General features: G+C 73.1%; 11 protein-coding genes. 2 read left to right on the top strand and 9 right to left on the bottom strand.

Going from position 1 to position 17,287, the window contains the following annotated elements:
- Nucleotides 1-50 precede the first annotated feature (50 nt).
- From KUM39_RS04480 to KUM39_RS04455, 6 genes are all read right to left on the bottom strand, one after another.
- Nucleotides 51-1,028: a helix-turn-helix transcriptional regulator gene (locus KUM39_RS04480; RefSeq protein WP_217784050.1), complete on the bottom strand. Its 978-nt coding sequence runs from the start codon at nucleotides 1,026-1,028 to the stop codon at nucleotides 51-53.
- Nucleotides 1,029-1,120: 92 nt separating this feature from the next.
- Nucleotides 1,121-3,823, bottom strand: a complete 2,703-nt coding sequence (gene aceE / locus KUM39_RS04475; RefSeq protein WP_217784049.1) for a pyruvate dehydrogenase (acetyl-transferring), homodimeric type — start codon at nucleotides 3,821-3,823, stop codon at nucleotides 1,121-1,123.
- A gap of 251 nt (nucleotides 3,824-4,074) precedes the next feature.
- On the bottom strand, nucleotides 4,075-4,707 hold the full coding sequence (locus KUM39_RS04470) for a GntR family transcriptional regulator (RefSeq protein WP_217784048.1): 633 nt from the start codon (nucleotides 4,705-4,707) through the stop codon (nucleotides 4,075-4,077).
- 198 nt (nucleotides 4,708-4,905) lie between these two features.
- Complete coding sequence (gene sucB / locus KUM39_RS04465; protein ID WP_217784047.1) at nucleotides 4,906-6,690, bottom strand: 2-oxoglutarate dehydrogenase, E2 component, dihydrolipoamide succinyltransferase; 1,785 nt, start codon at nucleotides 6,688-6,690, stop codon at nucleotides 4,906-4,908.
- Between the two features lie 57 nt (nucleotides 6,691-6,747).
- Nucleotides 6,748-8,136 (bottom strand): dihydrolipoyl dehydrogenase, encoded by a 1,389-nt coding sequence (gene lpdA, locus KUM39_RS04460; RefSeq protein WP_217784046.1) that lies wholly within the window; start codon nucleotides 8,134-8,136, stop codon nucleotides 6,748-6,750.
- A gap of 329 nt (nucleotides 8,137-8,465) precedes the next feature.
- Nucleotides 8,466-10,004: a leucyl aminopeptidase gene (locus KUM39_RS04455; RefSeq protein WP_217784045.1), complete on the bottom strand. Its 1,539-nt coding sequence runs from the start codon at nucleotides 10,002-10,004 to the stop codon at nucleotides 8,466-8,468.
- Between the two features lie 345 nt (nucleotides 10,005-10,349).
- Here KUM39_RS04455 and KUM39_RS04450 point away from each other — a divergent pair, with 345 nt between their 5' ends.
- Nucleotides 10,350-12,386: a hypothetical protein gene (locus tag KUM39_RS04450; protein WP_217784044.1), complete on the top strand. Its 2,037-nt coding sequence runs from the start codon at nucleotides 10,350-10,352 to the stop codon at nucleotides 12,384-12,386.
- Nucleotides 12,387-12,467: 81 nt separating this feature from the next.
- Here the strand turns inward: KUM39_RS04450 and KUM39_RS04445 are convergent, their stop codons facing one another.
- Nucleotides 12,468-13,274, bottom strand: a complete 807-nt coding sequence (locus KUM39_RS04445; RefSeq protein WP_217784043.1) for an adenosylcobinamide-GDP ribazoletransferase — start codon at nucleotides 13,272-13,274, stop codon at nucleotides 12,468-12,470.
- Between the two features lie 74 nt (nucleotides 13,275-13,348).
- Here KUM39_RS04445 and KUM39_RS04440 point away from each other — a divergent pair, with 74 nt between their 5' ends.
- Complete coding sequence (locus KUM39_RS04440; RefSeq protein ID WP_217784042.1) at nucleotides 13,349-14,113, top strand: hypothetical protein; 765 nt, start codon at nucleotides 13,349-13,351, stop codon at nucleotides 14,111-14,113.
- 25 nt (nucleotides 14,114-14,138) lie between these two features.
- Here KUM39_RS04440 and KUM39_RS04435 read toward each other — a convergent pair whose 3' ends face one another.
- Together KUM39_RS04435 and cobT are read right to left on the bottom strand one after the other, a co-directional pair.
- Nucleotides 14,139-15,917, bottom strand: coding sequence for a phosphatidylglycerol lysyltransferase domain-containing protein (locus KUM39_RS04435; RefSeq protein ID WP_217784041.1), 1,779 nt, complete (start codon nucleotides 15,915-15,917; stop codon nucleotides 14,139-14,141).
- A gap of 103 nt (nucleotides 15,918-16,020) precedes the next feature.
- Nucleotides 16,021-17,211 (bottom strand): nicotinate-nucleotide--dimethylbenzimidazole phosphoribosyltransferase, encoded by a 1,191-nt coding sequence (cobT, locus tag KUM39_RS04430; RefSeq protein ID WP_217784040.1) that lies wholly within the window; start codon nucleotides 17,209-17,211, stop codon nucleotides 16,021-16,023.
- Nucleotides 17,212-17,287 lie beyond the last annotated feature (76 nt).

Raw genomic sequence — 17,287 nt, 5'->3', positions numbered from 1 at the left:
CCCGGACCCCGCACGCGTCTCCCGGACCCCGTACGCGGCCCCCGCGGGGATCAGCCGCCCCCGTACCGCGCCGCCAGCCGCCGCGCGTCCGCCGCGCACCGCTCCCGCAGCGCCGCCGGGCCCAGTACCTCCACCTCCGGGCCCAGCAGCCGCAGCTGCTCGTGCGCGACCTCCTCCGACTCCACCGGCACCACCACCCGCACCCACCCCTCCGCGTCCGGTGCCCCCGCGCCGTCCAGTGCCTCCTGGGCCGCCCGCGGGCCGACCGCGCGCGGCAGGGCCCGCACGCCGCCGGGGGAGAGGCGGACGACCGCCTCGGCGCGCAGCAGCGAGCGGGCGAACCGGTCCGCCTGCGCCGCCCAGAACGCGGGCAGGTCGAACTCCGGGTCCCGTACGAACCGCCCGGAGCGCACCGCGACCGCCTCGAACCGGTCCACCCGGTACGTACGGAAGGCGTCCGCCCCGGCGACCCGCGCGCACAGATACCAGACGCCCGCCTTCAGCACCAGGCCGTACGGCTCCAACTCCCGTTCCGCGCACGCCCGTCCGCGCCGGTACACCACCCCCAGCGGCAGATCGCCCCACACCGCCTCCGCGATCCGGGGCAGCGGCTCGGGCGTGCGGGGCTCGTGGAACCAGCCCGGCGCGTCCAGGTGGAAGCGTCCGGCCGCGCTGTCCGGGGCGTCCCGCAGCGCGGGCAGCAGCGCCGCCGACACCTTCAGCCGGGCCGCCGACGCCACGTCCGCCAGCCCCATCTCCCGCAGCGCGCCCGGCACCCCGCTCAGGAACAGCGCCTCCGCCTCGTCGCGGGCCAGCCCCGTCAGCCGGGTGCGATACCCGCCGACCAGCCGGTAACCGCCCGCCCGGCCCCGGTCCGCGTACACCGGGACCCCGGCCTCGGAGAGCGCCTGCGCGTCCCGCGCGACGGTACGCTCCGACACCTCCAGCTCGGCGGCCAGTTCGGCGCCGGTCATGGCGGGCCGGGCCTGGAGCAGCAGAACCATCTTGATCAGCCGGGCGGCACGCATGCGCCCATGATGCCCGGCCGGACACGGAGAAAGGGGGCCCGGTGCGGTCCCCGAGGACCACACCGGACCCCCTTTCTCCAGGGGCCGGGGTGTTACAGCCCGTACTTCTCGCGCGCTTCCTTCACGGCCGTCGCCTTGACCTCGCCGCGCCGGGCGAGCTGGGCCAGGGCCGCGACGACGATGGACTCGGCGTCCACACCGAAGTGGCGGCGGGCCGCGTCACGGGTGTCCGACAGACCGAAGCCGTCGGCGCCCAGCGAGGACCAGTCCTGCTCGACCCACTGCGCGATCTGGTCCGGCACCTGACGCATGTAGTCCGACACCGCGAGGACCGGGCCCTCGGCACCGGCCAGCGCGCGGCGCACGAACGGCACCCGCTCCTCGCCGCGCAGCAGCGCCTCGTCGGCCTCCAGCGCGTCCCGGCGCAGCTCGCCCCAGGAGGTCGCGGACCACACGTCGGCCGAGATGCCCCACTCCTCGGCGAGCAGCCGCTGCGCCTTCAGCGCCCAGTGGATCGCCGTACCCGAGCCCAGCAGTTGCAGGCGCGGTGCGTTGGCCGGGACCGAAAGGCCCGCGGACTCCGCCGTGTTGAAGCGGTACAGGCCCTTGACGATGCCCTCGTCGATGTGCGCGGCGGCCGGTTTGGCGGGCTGCGGCATCGGCTCGTTGTAGACCGTCAGGTAGTAGAAGACGTTCTGGTCCTCGCCCGGCAGCGCCTCGCCGTACATCCGGCGCAGACCCTCGCGGACGATGACCGCGATCTCGTACGCGAACGCCGGGTCGTAGCTCAGCGCGGCCGGGTTGGTGGCCGCGATGACGGGGGAGTGGCCGTCGGCGTGCTGGAGGCCCTCGCCGGTCAGCGTGGTCCGCCCGGCGGTGGCGCCGACCAGGAAGCCCCGGCCGAGCTGGTCGCCGAGCTGCCACATCTGGTCGGCCGTGCGCTGCCAGCCGAACATCGAGTAGAAGATGTAGAACGGGATCATCGCCTCGCCGTGGGTGGCGTACGCGGTGGACGCGGCGATGAAGTCGGCCATCGAACCGGCCTCGGTGATCCCCTCGTTGAGGATCTGGCCGTCCTTGGCCTCCTTGTAGTACATGAGCTGGTCGCGGTCCACCGGCTCGTACGTCTGGCCCTTGGGCGAGTAGATGCCGAGGGACGGGAAGAGGCTCTCCATGCCGAAGGTGCGCGCCTCGTCGGGGACGATCGGCACCCAGCGCCTGCCGGTCTCCTTGTCGCGGACGAGGTCCTTGACGAGGCGGACGAAGGCCATCGTGGTGGCGACGCTCTGCGAGCCGGAGCCCTTGTCGAAGGAGGCGAACGCCTTCTCCGACGGCGCGGGCAGCGGGGCCAGCGGGTGCGTACGGCGGGCCGGGGCCGGACCGCCGAGGGCCGCGCGGCGCTCCTGGAGGTAGCGGACCTCGGGGGAGTCGGCGCCGGGGTGGCCGTAGGGGACCAGGCCGTCGGTGAAGTCGCTGTCCTTGATGGGCAGTTCGAGCAGGTCGCGCATCGCCTTGAACTCGTCCACCGAGAGCTTCTTCATCTGGTGGTTGGCGTTCTTCGAGGCGAAGCCCTCGCCGAGGGTGTGGCCCTTGACCGTCTGGGCCAGGACCACGGTCGGCGCGCCCTTGAAGGACACCGCCGCGCGGTAGGCGGCGTACACCTTGCGGGCCTCGTGGCCGCCGCGCGACAGGTGGAAGCACTCCAGGATCTTGTCGTCGCTCAGCAGCTTCGCCATCGCGGCCAGCTCCGGGTCGGCGCCGAAGAAGTCCTGGCGGATGTAGGCCGCGTCGCGCGTCTGGTACGTCTGCACCTGGGCGTCCGGCACCTGGCGGAGACGGCGGACCAGGGCGCCCGTGGTGTCGAGCCGGAACAGCTCGTCCCAGGCGGTGCCCCAGAGCGTCTTCACGACGTTCCACCCGGCGCCCCGGAACTGGGCCTCCAGCTCCTGCACGATCTTGAAGTTGGCGCGGACCGGGCCGTCGAGGCGCTGCAGGTTGCAGTTGATGACGAAGGTCAGGTTGTCCAGACCCTCACGGGCGGCGAGCGAGAGGGCCGCCGTGGACTCCGGCTCGTCCATCTCGCCGTCACCGAGGAACGCCCACACGTGCGAGGCGGAGACGTCCTTGATGCCGCGGTTGGTCAGGTAGCGGTTGAAGCGCGCCTGGTAGATCGCGGAGAGCGGGCCGAGGCCCATCGACACCGTCGGGAACTCCCACAGCCAGGGCAGGCGGCGCGGGTGCGGGTACGACGGGAGGCCGTTGCCGCCCGCCTCCTGGCGGAAGTTGTCGAGGTGGGCCTCGGTGAGGCGGCCGTCCAGGAAGGCACGGGCGTAGACGCCGGGGGCGGCGTGGCCCTGGACGTAGATCTGGTCGCCGGAGCCGTCGCCCTCCTTGCCCTTGAAGAAGTGGTTGAAGCCGGTCTCGTACAGCCAGGCCGCCGAGGCGAAGGTGGCGATGTGGCCGCCCACGCCGTACCGCGCGCCACGGGTCACCATCGCCGCCGCGTTCCAGCGGTTCCACGCGGTGATCCGGGCTTCCATCGCCTCGTCGCCGTCCGCAGCGGGCTCGGCGGCGGTGGGGATGGTGTTGACGTAGTCCGTCTCCAGAAGCTTCGGCAGCGCGACGCCGCCCGCCTCCGCCCGTTCCAGCGTGCGGCGCATCAGGTACGCGGCGCGGTGCGGGCCCGCCTCCCGTGCGACGGCGTCCAGGGAGGCCCGCCACTCGGCGGTCTCCTCCGGGTCACGGTCCGGGAGCTGGTCGAGCGCGCTCGGCTGGATGGCGTAGGGGTCGGTCATGTCGCCGCCTTCCTCAGTCGAAGGGGGTTCCCTCATCGTTAAGGGTTCGGGGTTGCCCTTGAGTCTTTGGCAGGACAGGGCAGCGGACCTCGGTGGAAGTCCGTCGAGGACTGTATCCCCCTGATCGATGATCGATCAAAGGGTTCCAGGGCAAAAGCTCTCGATCTGAGAAAAGTAGGCACCCGGTGCCTTGGGAAAGGGCACGCGGTGCCGTGATTTTCCCTGGTTTTCGCAGGTGGGCGGGGGGATGCTCAGGCCAGGTCGGGGCGGGGCGCGCAGCCCAGGACGTGCGCCTTCACCAGCTCCGCGATCCGGGGGTCCCGCCGCTGGAACGCCTGCACCAGCTCCTCGTGCTCCTCGGCGTACGACTGCTGCACCGTGCCGAGCCAGCGGATGGACAGCGCCGTGAACACCTCGATGCCCAGGCCCTCCCAGGTGTGCAGCAGCACCGAGTTCCCGGCGGCGCGGACCAGTTCGCGGTGGAAGCCCACGGTGTGCCGGACCTGGCCGGTGCCGTCGGCGTCGCGGTCGGCCTCGTAGAGCGCCAGGACGTGCGGCTGGAGGGCCGAGCAGTCCTCCGCGAGCCGCTGGGCCGCCAGCTCCGCCGCGATGGCCTCCAGGCCCGCCCGGACGGGATAGCTCTCCTCCAGGTCGGCGGCCGTCAGATTCCGCACCCGTACGCCCTTGTTCGGCGCCGACTCGATCAGCCGGAGCGACTCCAGCTCCCGCAGCGCCTCGCGCACCGGAGTCTGGCTGACCTCCAGCTCCGTGGCGATCCGCCGCTCCACGATCCGCTCCCCCGGCTGCCAGCGCCCGCTGACGATCCCCTCCACGATGTGCTCGCGGATCTGTTCGCGCAGCGAGTGGACGACGGGCGCGGTCATGGGGGCTCCTTCAGGGCCGGGTTTGACGCTTAGACAATACGGCCGCCCGTCGGCCCGGACAGGGCGCGCGCGGGCGCTTTCGTCCAGGTGAGACAAGGCGCACACAGGGTCACCGATGCCCCGTGGGCGGGCCGGGAACGCGGGATGCCCCCGCCCGGAGTTCCGGACGGGGGCATCCCGCGCTGCCAGGAGGGGCGGTTACAGGCCGAGCTCGACCTCGAACTCGCCGGCCTCCAGGATCGCCTTGACGGCCGTCAGGTAGCGGGCCGCGTCGGCGCCGTCCACCAGACGGTGGTCGTAGGAGAGGGTCAGGTACGTCATGTCGCGGACGCCGATGACCGTGCCCTCCTCGGTCTCGATGACCGCGGGGCGCTTCACGGTGGCACCGATGCCGAGGATGGCGACCTGGTTCGGAGGCACGATGATCGTGTCGAACAGGGCACCGCGCGAACCGGTGTTGGAGATGGTGAAGGTCCCGCCGGACAGCTCGTCCGGGGTGATCCTGTTGGCGCGGACCTTGCCCGCCAGGTCGGCGGTCGCCTTGGCGATACCCGCGATGTTGAGGTCACCGGCGCCCTTGATGACCGGGGTCATCAGGCCCTTCTCCGAGTCCACCGCGATACCGACGTTCTCGGTGTCGAAGTAGGTGATCGTGCCCTCGGCCTCGTTGATCCGGGCGTTGATGACCGGGTGGGCCTTCAGCGCCTGGGCGGCGGCCTTCACGAAGAACGGCATCGGGGAGAGCTTGACGCCCTCGCGGGCGGCGAACGAGTCCTTCGCCCGGCCGCGCAGCTTCATCAGCCGCGTGACGTCCACCTCGACGACCGAGGAGAGCTGGGCCTGCTCGGTCAGGGCCTTGACCATGTTGTCGCCGATGACCTTGCGGATGCGGGTCATCTTGACGGTCTGGCCGCGCAGCGGGGAGGTCTCCAGCGCGGGGGCCTTCTTCGCCGGGGCGGCAGCGGCGGCCGGGGCCGGGGCGGCGGCGCTCTTGGCGGCCTCGGCCGCGGCGAGCACGTCCTGCTTGCGGATACGGCCGCCGACGCCGGTGCCCTTGACGGTGGACAGGTCCACGCCGTTCTCGGCGGCGAGCTTGCGCACCAGCGGGGTCACATAGGCGCCCTCGTCGCTCGCCTGGGCGGCGACCGGAGCGGGGGCCTCAGCGGCGGGGGCAGCGGGAGCGGGAGCGGCGGCGGGAGCCGCGGCCTGCGGCTGCGGGGTCGGAGCCGGTGCCTGGGCGGGCGCCGGGGCCGGGGTCGGCTCGGGGGCCGGGGTGGGGGCAGGCGCGGCCGGGGCCTCGGCGGCGGGCGCCGGGGCGGGGGCGGCCGGAGCCGGAGCGGCGGCCGGGGCGGCACCGGGGGCGCCGATGACGGCCAGCTTGGCGCCGACCTCGGCGGTCTCGTCCTCGCCGACCACGATCTCCAGCAGCACACCGGCGGTGGGCGCGGGGATCTCGGTGTCCACCTTGTCGGTGGAGACCTCCAGCAGCGGCTCGTCGGCCTCCACGGAGTCACCGACCGACTTCAGCCAGCGGGTGACGGTGCCCTCGGTGACCGACTCGCCCAGCGCGGGCAGGACCACGTCGGTGCCCTGCGCGCCACCGGCCGGGGCGGCCGGGGCCTCGGCGGCGGGCGCGGGGGCCTGGGCGGCGGGGGCGGCCTCGGCGGCGGGGGCCGGGGTGGGCTCCGGGGCCGGGGCGGGGGCCTCCGCGGCGGCCGGGGCCGGGGCGGCGGCGGGCGCGCCCGTGCCGTCGTCGATGACGGCCAGCTCGGCGCCGACCTCGACGGTCTCGTCCTCGGCGACCTTGATGGAGGCCAGGACACCGGCGGCGGGCGAGGGGATCTCGGTGTCCACCTTGTCGGTGGACACCTCAAGCAGCGGCTCGTCGGCCTCGACGCGCTCGCCCTCGGCCTTCAGCCAGCGGGTGACGGTGCCCTCGGTGACGCTCTCGCCGAGCGCCGGAAGGGTTACGGAAACCGGCATGGTTTCGGTTGCTCCTTAACGAATTGCGGAAGTCTGTGTCGTCGTCCGGCCGGAGGCTCAGTCGTGGGCGTGCAGGGGCTTGCCGGCCAGGGCCAGGTGAGCCTCGCCGAGCGCCTCGTTCTGCGTCGGGTGGGCGTGCACCAGCTGGGCCACCTCGGCGGGCAGCGCCTCCCAGTTGTAGATGAGCTGCGCCTCGCCGACCTGCTCGCCCATCCGGTCACCGACCATGTGGACGCCGACCACGGCGCCGTCCTTCACCTGGACGAGCTTGATCTCGCCCGAGGTGTTGAGGATCTTGCTCTTGCCGTTGCCCGCCAGGCTGTACTTCAGGGCGACGACCTTGTCCGCGCCGTAGATCTCCTTGGCCTTGGCCTCGGTGATGCCGACGGAGGCGACCTCGGGGTGGCAGTACGTCACGCGCGGCACGCCGTCGTAGTCGATCGGGACGACCTTCTGACCGGCCAGCCGCTCCGCGACGAGCATGCCCTCGGCGAAGCCGACGTGCGCGAGCTGGAGGGTGGGGACGAGGTCGCCGACGGCCGAGACGGTCGGCACGTTGGTGCGCATGTACTCATCGACCAGGACGTAGCCGCGGTCCATCGCGACGCCCTGCTCCTCGTAGCCGAGGCCCTGGGAGACCGGGCCGCGGCCGACGGCGACGAGCAGCACCTCGGCCTCGAACTCCTTGCCGTCGGCCAGGGTGACCTTCACGCCGTCCTGGGTGTACTCGGCCTTCGAGAAGAAGGTGCCCAGGTTGAACTTGATGCCGCGCTTGCGGAACGCGCGCTCCAGGAGCTTGGAGCTGTTCTCGTCCTCGACCGGGACGAGGTGCTTCAGACCCTCGATGACGGTCACCTCGGAACCGAAGGACTTCCACGCGGAGGCGAACTCCACGCCGATGACGCCGCCGCCGAGGATGATCGCGGACTTCGGCACGCGGTCCAGGACCAGGGCGTGGTCGGAGGAGATGATCCGGTTGCCGTCGATCTCCAGGCCCGGCAGCGACTTCGGCACGGAGCCGGTCGCCAGCAGGATGTGACGGCCCTCCACACGGCGGCCGTTCACCTCGACGGAGGTCGGGGAGGACAGTCGGCCCTCACCCTCGATGTACGTCACCTTGCGCGAGGCGATCAGACCCTGGAGGCCCTTGTACAGGCCGGAGATCACGCCGTCCTTGTACTTGTGCACGGCCGGGACGTCGATGCCCTCGAAGGTGGCCTTGACGCCGAACTGCTCGCTCTCGCGGGCCTGGTCGGCGATCTCGCCCGCGTGCAGCAGGGCCTTGGTGGGGATGCAGCCCCGGTGCAGGCAGGTGCCGCCGACCTTGTCCTTCTCGATCAGGGCGACGTCCAGGCCCAGCTGGGCCCCGCGCAGCGCCGCGGCGTAACCACCGCTGCCACCGCCGAGGATCACTAGGTCGAAAACGGTGCTGGCGTCGTTCGCCACGTCACGTCCTCCATGCATGTGCGCCTCCGGTCTCCAATGACCGGGCGGCGGCTGGTGTCCGGCCGCTTGATGCTTCGGCCCTTCGGTGGGGCCCTGTCCTGCCGGGCTCCATCTTTGCACTTGTTCGGGGCGGGCGAGACGCCGGGCCGGTGTGTGAGGCGTCCCACTCCGCGGGGGTACGGGGGCTCCGGCCGTGCCGGAGCCGCGGGGTGCCGGTGCGGACCGGGTGGTGCGCCGCGCGCCGCTCGCCGGGAGGCCGGCGCGGTCGGGTGGGCATGCGATTGCCCGCAGGCCTCATCGGCGCTGCGGGCAATCGCGGGACTTCCGGGTCAGGCCGTCAGGCCCTCCGCCGTCAGCTCCGCCAGGCGGACCAGGGTGCGCACCGCGGAACCGGTGCCGCCCTTGGGGGTGTAGCCGAAGGGGCCGCCCTCGTTGAAGGCCGGGCCCGCGATGTCGAGGTGCGCCCAGGTGATGCCCTCACCGACGAACTCGCGCAGGAAGAGACCGGCGACGAGACCGCCGCCCATCCGCTCGCCCATGTTGGCGATGTCCGCGACGGAGGAGTCCATGCCCTTGCGCAGGTGCTCCGGCATCGGCATGGGCCACGCGGGCTCGCCGACCTCCTCGGCGGCCTCGTACAGCGCGGTGCGGAACGCGTCGTCGTTGGCCATGACACCGAAGGTGCGGCTGCCCAGGGCGAGAACCATCGCGCCGGTGAGGGTGGCGACGTCCACCAGGGCGTCCGGCTTCTCCTGCGAGGCGGCCCACAGGGCGTCGGCCATGACCAGACGGCCCTCGGCGTCGGTGTTGAGCACCTCGACGGTCTTGCCGCTGTACATGCGCAGCACGTCACCGGGGCGCACGGCGGAGCCGGACGGCATGTTCTCGGCCAGCGCCAGCCAGCCGGTGACGTTGACCTTCAGGCCCAGCCGGGCGGCGGCGACCACGGCGGCGAACACGGCGGCGGCACCGCTCATGTCGCACTTCATGGTCTCGTTGTGACCGGCCGGCTTCAGGGAGATGCCGCCCGAGTCGTAGGTGATGCCCTTGCCGACCAGAGCGAGGTGCTTGTCGGCCTTGGGGTGCGTGTACGACAGCTTGACCAGGCGCGGGGTGGCGGTGGCGCCCTGGCCGACGCCCATGATGCCGCCGTAGCCGCCCTTGATCAGGGCCTTCTCGTCGAGCACCTGGATCTTGAGGCCGTGCTCCTTGGCCGCGCCCTGCGCCACCGCGGCGAAGGCCGCGGGGGTGAGGTCGTTGGGCGGCATGTTGATCAGGTCGCGGGCGCGGTTCAGCTCCTCGCAGACCGCGACGGCACGGGCCAGCGCGGCCTTGTGGGCGTTGTCGCGCGGCTTGGCGCCCAGCAGGACGGCCTCGGCCAGCGGCGCCTTGTCCGCCTTGGCCTTGGCGTTCTTGCCGGTCTCCTTGTACGTGTCGAAGGAGTACGCGCCGAGCAGCGCGCCCTCCGCGATCGCGGCGACGGCGCCGGTGGCGTCCAGGGGGAGCGCGAACCCGGCCTTCTTGCAGCCGGTGAGCGCGCGGGCGGCGGTACCGGCGGCGCGGCGCAGCGCCTCGGCGTCCCACTCGCCGCCCTTGACGGGGGCGGTGCCCAGGCCGGCCGCGAGCACCAGCGGGGCCTTGAAGCCGGACGGGGCGGGCAGCTTGGTCAGCTCGCCCTCGGCACCCGAGGCACCGAGGGTCTCCAGGACGTCGGCCAGCTTGCCGTCGTACGCCTTGTCCACGGCCTCGGCGCCCGGTGCGACGACCAGGTCCCCGGACCTGGACGCGGAGCCCTTGGCGACACCGATCACGATCGCGTCGGCCCGCAGGCCGGGCGCCGCTGAGGTGCTGAGAGTCAGAGCAGTCACGGTGGTGAGATCTCGCTTCCGATGTGAAGTTCGCTGTGGCCGATGAGGGGTGGGCTCGACCGGGGCCCGGAGGCCGACCCTAGGTCCAGAGCGGGAAGCGGTTGGCCACCGGGGCCTTCACCGTGTCGGCGAACACCCGGAACGAGACTACGCGCGTCCCCCCGTTCGCTCGTGCTTGCGGGTGTTCACCCGACCGTGGCCTCCCGATCTTTTCCGGCCGCACCGGCCCGGCGGGCTGGGACACACTTCGGGTTCCGGTGGGCGGTCCGTCCGCCGATTCGCATGATGTCCACCGATTCTCCGTGCGTTCGTCACAGAGGTCGGCTGGGGGGAAAGGATTCCGACATGGCACACCGCGTCAGGCGCCTGAGAGCGCCCGCCGTCACGGCGGCGGCAGCGGGACTGGTCGCGCTGGGGCTGGCCGCCCCGCCCGCGTCGGCCGCCACCGATCCGCGCATCGACCTGCGCGTGCTGGTGGTGGACGACGGCGGTCCGTCGGTGGGGGCGATCGCCGCGCGGCTCAAGGGGGAGGGGGTCCCCTACACCACCGTGGACCTGACCGACTCCGTCCGGCCCACCGTCAACGCCGCGTTCCTCAGCGACACCGTCGGGGGTCGGCCGCGCGCCAAGTTCCAGGGCGTGGTGCTGCCCAACGAGGCGCCGTTCGGGGCGGGTTCGGCGGAGCAGACGGCGCTGGAGGCGTACGAGCGGACGTACGCCATTCCGCAGGTGGACGCCTACACCTGGGCGCACCCGGAGGTCGGGCTCGACTACACCGACAGCAACGGCTACGCGGGCTCGCTCGACGGGCGGGAGGCGACCGTGACCGCCGCCGGACGGTCCGGGCCGTTCGGCTATCTGGCGGGCGGCTTCACCTTCGACGACAACTCGCCGACGGTGCAGGAGAGTTACGGCTTCGTCGCGCAGCCCCGCACCGGCTACACCAGCTATGTGGACACCCCCGTGCCCGGCGGCCGGGGGAGCGGCAGCCTGCTCGGGGAGTACGCCCACGACGGGCGCCGCGAGCTGGTCGTCACGTTCGCCTACAACCAGAACCAGCGGCAGTTCCAGGTGCTGGCGCGCGGCATGGTCGAGTGGCTGACCCAGGGCGTCCACCTCGGCCAGGACCGCAACTACTTCGCCGTGCACGTGGACGACCTGTTCGCCTCGGACGCCCGCTGGGACCCCGACCGCGACTGCACCCCCGGCGACGTGGACTGCGCGGGCGGCGACAACGAGGCCGAGAACCCGATCCGGATGACCCCGGCCGACGCGCAGTACGCGGCCCAGTGGCAGCAGGACCACGGCCTCACCCTGGACCTGGCGTTCAACGCGGGCGCGGGGGAGGAGTGGAAGACCGAGCACGGCGGCAAGGACCCGCTGGCCGACCAGCTCCTGAAGGACAAGGCCAAGTACCGCTGGATCAACCACACCTGGACCCACATGTTCCTGGGCTGCGTCCAGGACACCTCCGTGGTGCCGTGGGTGTGCCAGAAGAACCCGGACGGCTCCGTCAAGTGGGTGACCCGCGCGGACGTCTCCGCCGAGATCTCCCAGAACAACGACTGGGCCGCCCGCAACGGCCTGAGCACCGACCGCACCGAACTCGTCACCGGTGAGCACTCGGGCCTCAGGACCCTCCCGCAGCAGCCCCAGGACAACCCCAACCTCGGCCCGGCGCTCGCCTCCAACGGGGTCAAGTGGGCCGCGTCCGACAACTCCCGCGAATCCGCCCAGCGCACCGTCGGCACCAGCGCCCTCACCGTGCCGCGCTACCCGATGAACGTGTACTACAACACGGGCACCCGGGCCGAGATGGCCGACGAGTACAACTGGATCTACACCGCGAAGTCCCAGGGCGGCAGCGGCATCTGCGAGAACAACCCCGCCTCCACCTGCCTGGACCGGCCACTGGACACGGCCACCGGGTACACCGACGCCATCGTGCCCGCCGAGGCCCGCACCGACCTCGGGCACGTCCTGTCCAACGACCCCCGCCCGCACTACGCCCACCAGTCCAACCTGGCCGAGGACCGGCTGCTCTACCCGGTGCTGGACCGCGTCCTCACCGACTACCAGGCGCTGTTCGCCGCCAACACCCCGATCGTCAATCTGCGGCAGAGCGCCATCGGCGCCGAGTTCCAGAACCGGGCCGCCTGGCAGACCGCGCTCGACACCGGCAAGGTGACCGCCTACCGGATCGGCGGCACGGTCACCGTCACCGCGCCCACCGGGACCCAGATCCCGGTGACCGTGCCCGAGGGCACCAAGCAGCAGCAACTGCTCGGCACCACCACCTTCGGCACGGCCTACGCGGGCAAGCGCTCGGCGTGGGCGGAGCCGGGGCTGCTCCAGTCGGGGCTCACCCTCAAACTCCCGTAAGCCACAGGCGAGTTGACCGCCGCGCGCATCCCGGACCGGGGTGCGCGCGGCACCTTCGTACCCGGTGTGCCGTACGGCTCCTCAGCCGCCGCCCAGGCAGAGCACCACCAGCGCCGCCGTCCCCGCCGTCTCCGCCAGCGCGCCGAACACGTCGCCGGTGACTCCGCCGAAGCGGCGGACGCAGTGCCGGAGCAGGAGTTCGGCGGCGGCCGGGGCCAGGACGACCGCGCCCGCCGCCCGCACCGCGCCGGGCACCCCGAGGACCGTGCCCGCCGCACCGGCGGCCAGGACGCACCCCGCCGCCACCGCGACCGCGCCGGGCACCGGCACCACCCCGGCGACCACCGCGCCGAGCCCCTCCGGACGGGCGGCCGGGACCCCGGTCCGCGCGGCCAGGGTCAGCGCCAGCCGGGCCGCGACCGCCGCCACCACCACCCCGAGCGCGCCCCGCGCCCACGAACCCTCGTACAGCCGGGTCACCGCGGCGACCTGACCCAGCAGCACCAGTACCAGCGTCAGTACCCCGAACGGTCCGATGTCCGACTGCTTCATGATCCGCAGCGCGTCCCCGGCCGGTTTCCCGCTGCCCAGCCCGTCGGCGGTGTCCGCGAGCCCGTCCAGATGCAGCCCGCGCGTGAGCACGGCCGGTACGGCGACAGAGGCGACTGCGGCCGGGAACGGGCCCGCGCCCAGCACCAGCAGCAGCACACCGGGCAGCGCGGCCAGGACGCCCACCACCAGCCCCACCAGCGGGGCGGACAGCATCCCGCCGCGCGCCGCTCCCCGGTCCCAGCGGGTCACCCGTACGGGCAGCACCGACAGGGTGCCGAAGGCGAAACGGGGGCCGTCGAGCGGGGAGGGTGCGGAGTCCGCGGCGGGTTCGGGCATCGGCGCAGGCTACCGGGCGGCCCGCCGGACCCGGCTACCGGCCGTCGCGCCCCGGCCGGGGATACAGTGCGCGCATGGGGCACTGGTGGGAACGGAACATCCTGGAACCGGGCAAACTCCCGCTGCTGCTGGCCCTCGGGGCGTTCGTCCTCACCTTCCTCGTCACCCGCGCCATCACCCGGCTGATCCGCGCCGGGAAGGGGCCGTTCGGGAACGTCAAGGCGGGCGGGGTGCACATCCACCACGTGGTGCCGGGCGTCGTCCTCACCGTCGTCGGCGGGTTCGGCGCGGTCGCCAGCGACCGGCACGGCGCGGGCGGCGCGCTGGCCGCCGTCGTCTTCGGCATCGGCGCCGGACTGGTCCTCGACGAGTTCGCGCTGATCCTGCACCTGAACGACGTGTACTGGACCGAGGACGGCCGCAAGAGCGTCGAGGTGGTCGTGCTCACCGCCGCGCTGGTCGGACTGCTGCTCGCCGGGTTCTCCCCGTTCGGCGTCAACGACCTCTCCGCCGACGAACTCCAGGACCGGGGCGCGGTCATCGCCAACGTCGCCGTCAACTTCTGCTTCTCGCTGATCGCGCTCACCAAGGGCAAGGCCCGGGTGGCGATCTTCGGGGTGATCGTGCCGCTGATCGGGCTGGTCGGCGCCGTCCGGCTGGCCCGCCCCGGCTCCCCGTGGGCCCGCCGCTTCTACGTCCGCCGCCCCAGGGCCCGGGCCCGCGCCCTGCTGCGCGCCTACCACCACGACCGCCGCTGGGCGGGCCCGCGCCGCGCCTTCCAGGACTGGCTGGGCGGCAAGCCCGACCCGGCCCCGGCCCGGCTGCCCGGCGGGCACTGAGCGGCAGGATGCCCCGGGCGGTGGCTCAGCGGTGCGTCTCCAGATGCCTGCGGTGCAGCCACTTGGGCAGGCCCGGCGCCTCCAGGAAGCCTTCCGCGCGGGCCGAGGCGAGGGCGATGCGGGGCAGGTCGGCACTCTTCTCGAACAGCAGGAACCGGGGCTCCCAGATGGGCCGGTACTTCGCGTTCGCCCGGTACAGCGACTCGATCTGCCACCAGCGGGAGAAGAAGCTCAGCAGCGACCGCCACAGCCGCAGCACCGGCCCGGCGCCGAGCCGCCCGCCTCGCTCGAACACCGAGCGGAACATGGCGAAGTTCAGGGAGACCTGGGTGGTGCCGGTCTCCCCGGCGCGTTGCAGCAGCTCGATGACCATGAACTCCATCAGCCCGTTGTCGCTGTCCCGGTCACGGCGCATCAGGTCCAGCGAGAGGCCGTGCGGACCCCACGGCACGAAGGACAGCAGCGCCCGCAGCCGCCCCTCCCCGTCGGTGCACTCCAGCATCACGCACTGCCCGTCCTCCGGGTCCCCGAGACGGCCCAGCGCCATGCTGAACCCGCGCTCGGTGGCGCCGTCCCGCCAGTCGTCGGCGCGCTCCACCAGAGCCGCCATCTCCTCGGCGGGGATGTCCGCGTGGCGCCGGATGCGCACCTGGTACCCGGCCCGCCGCACCCGGTTGTACGCCTGCCGGACGGTCCGCATCGCCCGGCCCTCCAGGGTGAACTCCGCCACGTCCACGAGCGCCTCGTCCCCGAGTTCCAGGGCGTCCAGGCCGTGCCGGGCGTACACCGTGCCCGCCTCCTCGCCCGCGCCCATCACGGCGGGAATCCAGCCGTGCGCGCGGGACTCGGCCAGCCAGGGCGCGATGGCGCCGGGCCACGCCTCGGGGTCGCCGAGCGGATCGCCGGAGGCGAGGCTGACCCCGCCGACGACGCGGTACGCGACGGCCGCCTTCCGGGTCGGGGACCACACGACGCTCTTCTCCCGGCGCAGCGCGAAGTAGCCCAGCGAGTCACGCTCGCCGTGCCGGGCCAGGAGCTCGCGCAGCAGCTTCTCGTCCTCCTCGGTGAGCGGGTCCACGGCGCGCCGGGAGCGGAACGCGGCGTAGAACACGGCGAGGACGAGGACCGTACTGAGCACGTTCACCACGACGTTGGCCCAGTTCGGCGGGGCGATGCCGGGGAAGCGTGCCTCGTCGGCGGCGACCGTGATCAGCCGCAGGGTGCCGTAGTGCCAGCGCTCCCAGAACGTCGAACGGGCCGCGTCCGGCGCCTGGTTGGTGACCGTGATCAGCAGCCCCGCGAGCAGCGAGGCGACCAGTCCGCCGCCCACCGCGACGCTCACCGCGAGCCGGGGGTTGGACCGGTCGCCCTTGGCGTAGAACTCCCGGCGCCCGGCCAGCAGGGTCACCACGAAGCCCGCGGTGAGCGCCAGGGAGATCCAGTTCTGCGGGTGGCTGCGGATCTCCGCGAAGCTCATGGCGAACGCGAACAGCGCCAGGAACACGCCGCTGAGCACGAGGTTGAGAATCCACGCGGCCCGCTTGCGGCGGCGCATGGTGATCGCCAGGAACACGGTGAAGACACCGGAGGCGAAACCGGCCGTCAGCAGATACGGCGTGAACAGGTTCTCCTGGTTGTGCCGACGCACGTCCTGGCCCAGCGAGACCCACACCGCGCTCAGGAAGTTGACGAACGCCACGGCGCGTAGGTACCAGAACGCGAGGACGTACGCCCGCCGGGAGGCCGCGCCCCCGCCCCGCTCCGGTGTGCTCTGCGTGTCCACGGCAAATCGGGCATCTCCCATGAGGGGAGATCATATGGGGGTTGCCCTCGCCGGTGAACCTCCGCGCGGCGGGGCGTCGGCGAGCGGGGCGCGGCTCCGGTCGGCGGCCGGTGCCGCGACCGCGCTAGGCGGTGGGGCCGCCGGTGCCGGGCTCGTCCGAGGGGGCGGACTCCGCGGTGGGTTCGGCCCCGTCGGCGTCGGCCGGGAGCTTCCCGGGAAGTTCCTCGGCGGGCTTCTCGGTGGGCTCCTCCGTGTGCTCCTCCGCGGGGGCCGGCTTCTCCGGGATGTCCGCCGAGAGGGCCGCCGCGCTGCGGACCACGGGGAGGGCCAGCAGGGCGCCGACCCCCTCACCGATCCGCACGCCCTGCTGGAGCAGCGGCTCCAGGGCCATCCGGTCCAGCGCCTTCGCCTGGCCCGGCTCGCCGCTGTCGTGCCCGGCCAGCCACCAGTCCGGCGCCCGGAACGCCACCCGCTGCGCGACCAGCGCGCACGCGGCGGCCACCACACCGTCGAGGATCACCGGCAGCTTGCGCACGGCGGACTGGAGCAGGAACCCGGTCATCGCCGCGAGGTCCGCGCCGCCGACCGCCGCGAGCAGTCCCAACTGGTCACCGAGGACCGGGCGGGCCCGGCGCAGCGCGTCCCGGATCGCGGCGCACTTGCGCATCCACGCCAGATCGTCGATCGCCTCGCCGCCCCGCCCGGTCACCACCGAGGCGTCCGTGCCGCACAGCGCGGCCACCAGCACGGCCGCCGCCGTGGTGCCGCCCACGCTGAGGTCGCCGAGCACCACGAGGTCCGTACCCGAGTCGGCCTCCTCGTCCGCGACCGCCACGCCCGCGCGGAACGCGGCCTCCGCCTCCTCGGCGGTCAGCGCGTCCTCCACGTCGATCCGGCCGCTGCCGCGCCGCACCCGGTGCCGTACGACGTCCGCCGGAAGGTCCTCCGGCGGGCAGTCCACGGCCAGGTCCACGACCCGTACCGGCACGTCCAGGCTCCGGGCCAGCACCGACACCGGGCTCACGCCCTCCAGCACCGCGCGCACCAGAACGGCCGCGCTCCCGGCGGGCCGGGCCGAGACGCCCAGTCCGGCGACCCCGTGGTCACCGGCGAACAGCAGTACACGGGGGTGCTCGACCGGCCGTACGGGTACGGAGCCCTGCGCGGCGGACAGCCACTCGCCCAGCTCGTCCAGGCGGCCGAGCGCGCCGGGCGGCACGACCTGGCGCTCGCGCCGGGCCTCGGCGTCACGGCGCACACCACCGTCCGGGCGCTCGATCAGATCCGTGAAGTCGTCCAAGTCAAGGCTGCTCATTCGCGGAACAGTACCGCCCGCGCGCGAACGGTTCCGCGCCACACCGGCACCACGCGGTCACCACGTCGTTGCACCC

The organism is Streptomyces corallincola (assembly GCF_019104725.1).
Lineage (GTDB): Bacteria > Actinomycetota > Actinomycetes > Streptomycetales > Streptomycetaceae > Streptomyces > Streptomyces corallincola.
Note: the sequence above shows the minus strand (reverse complement) of the source record. Positions and strands in the feature narration are given on the sequence as shown.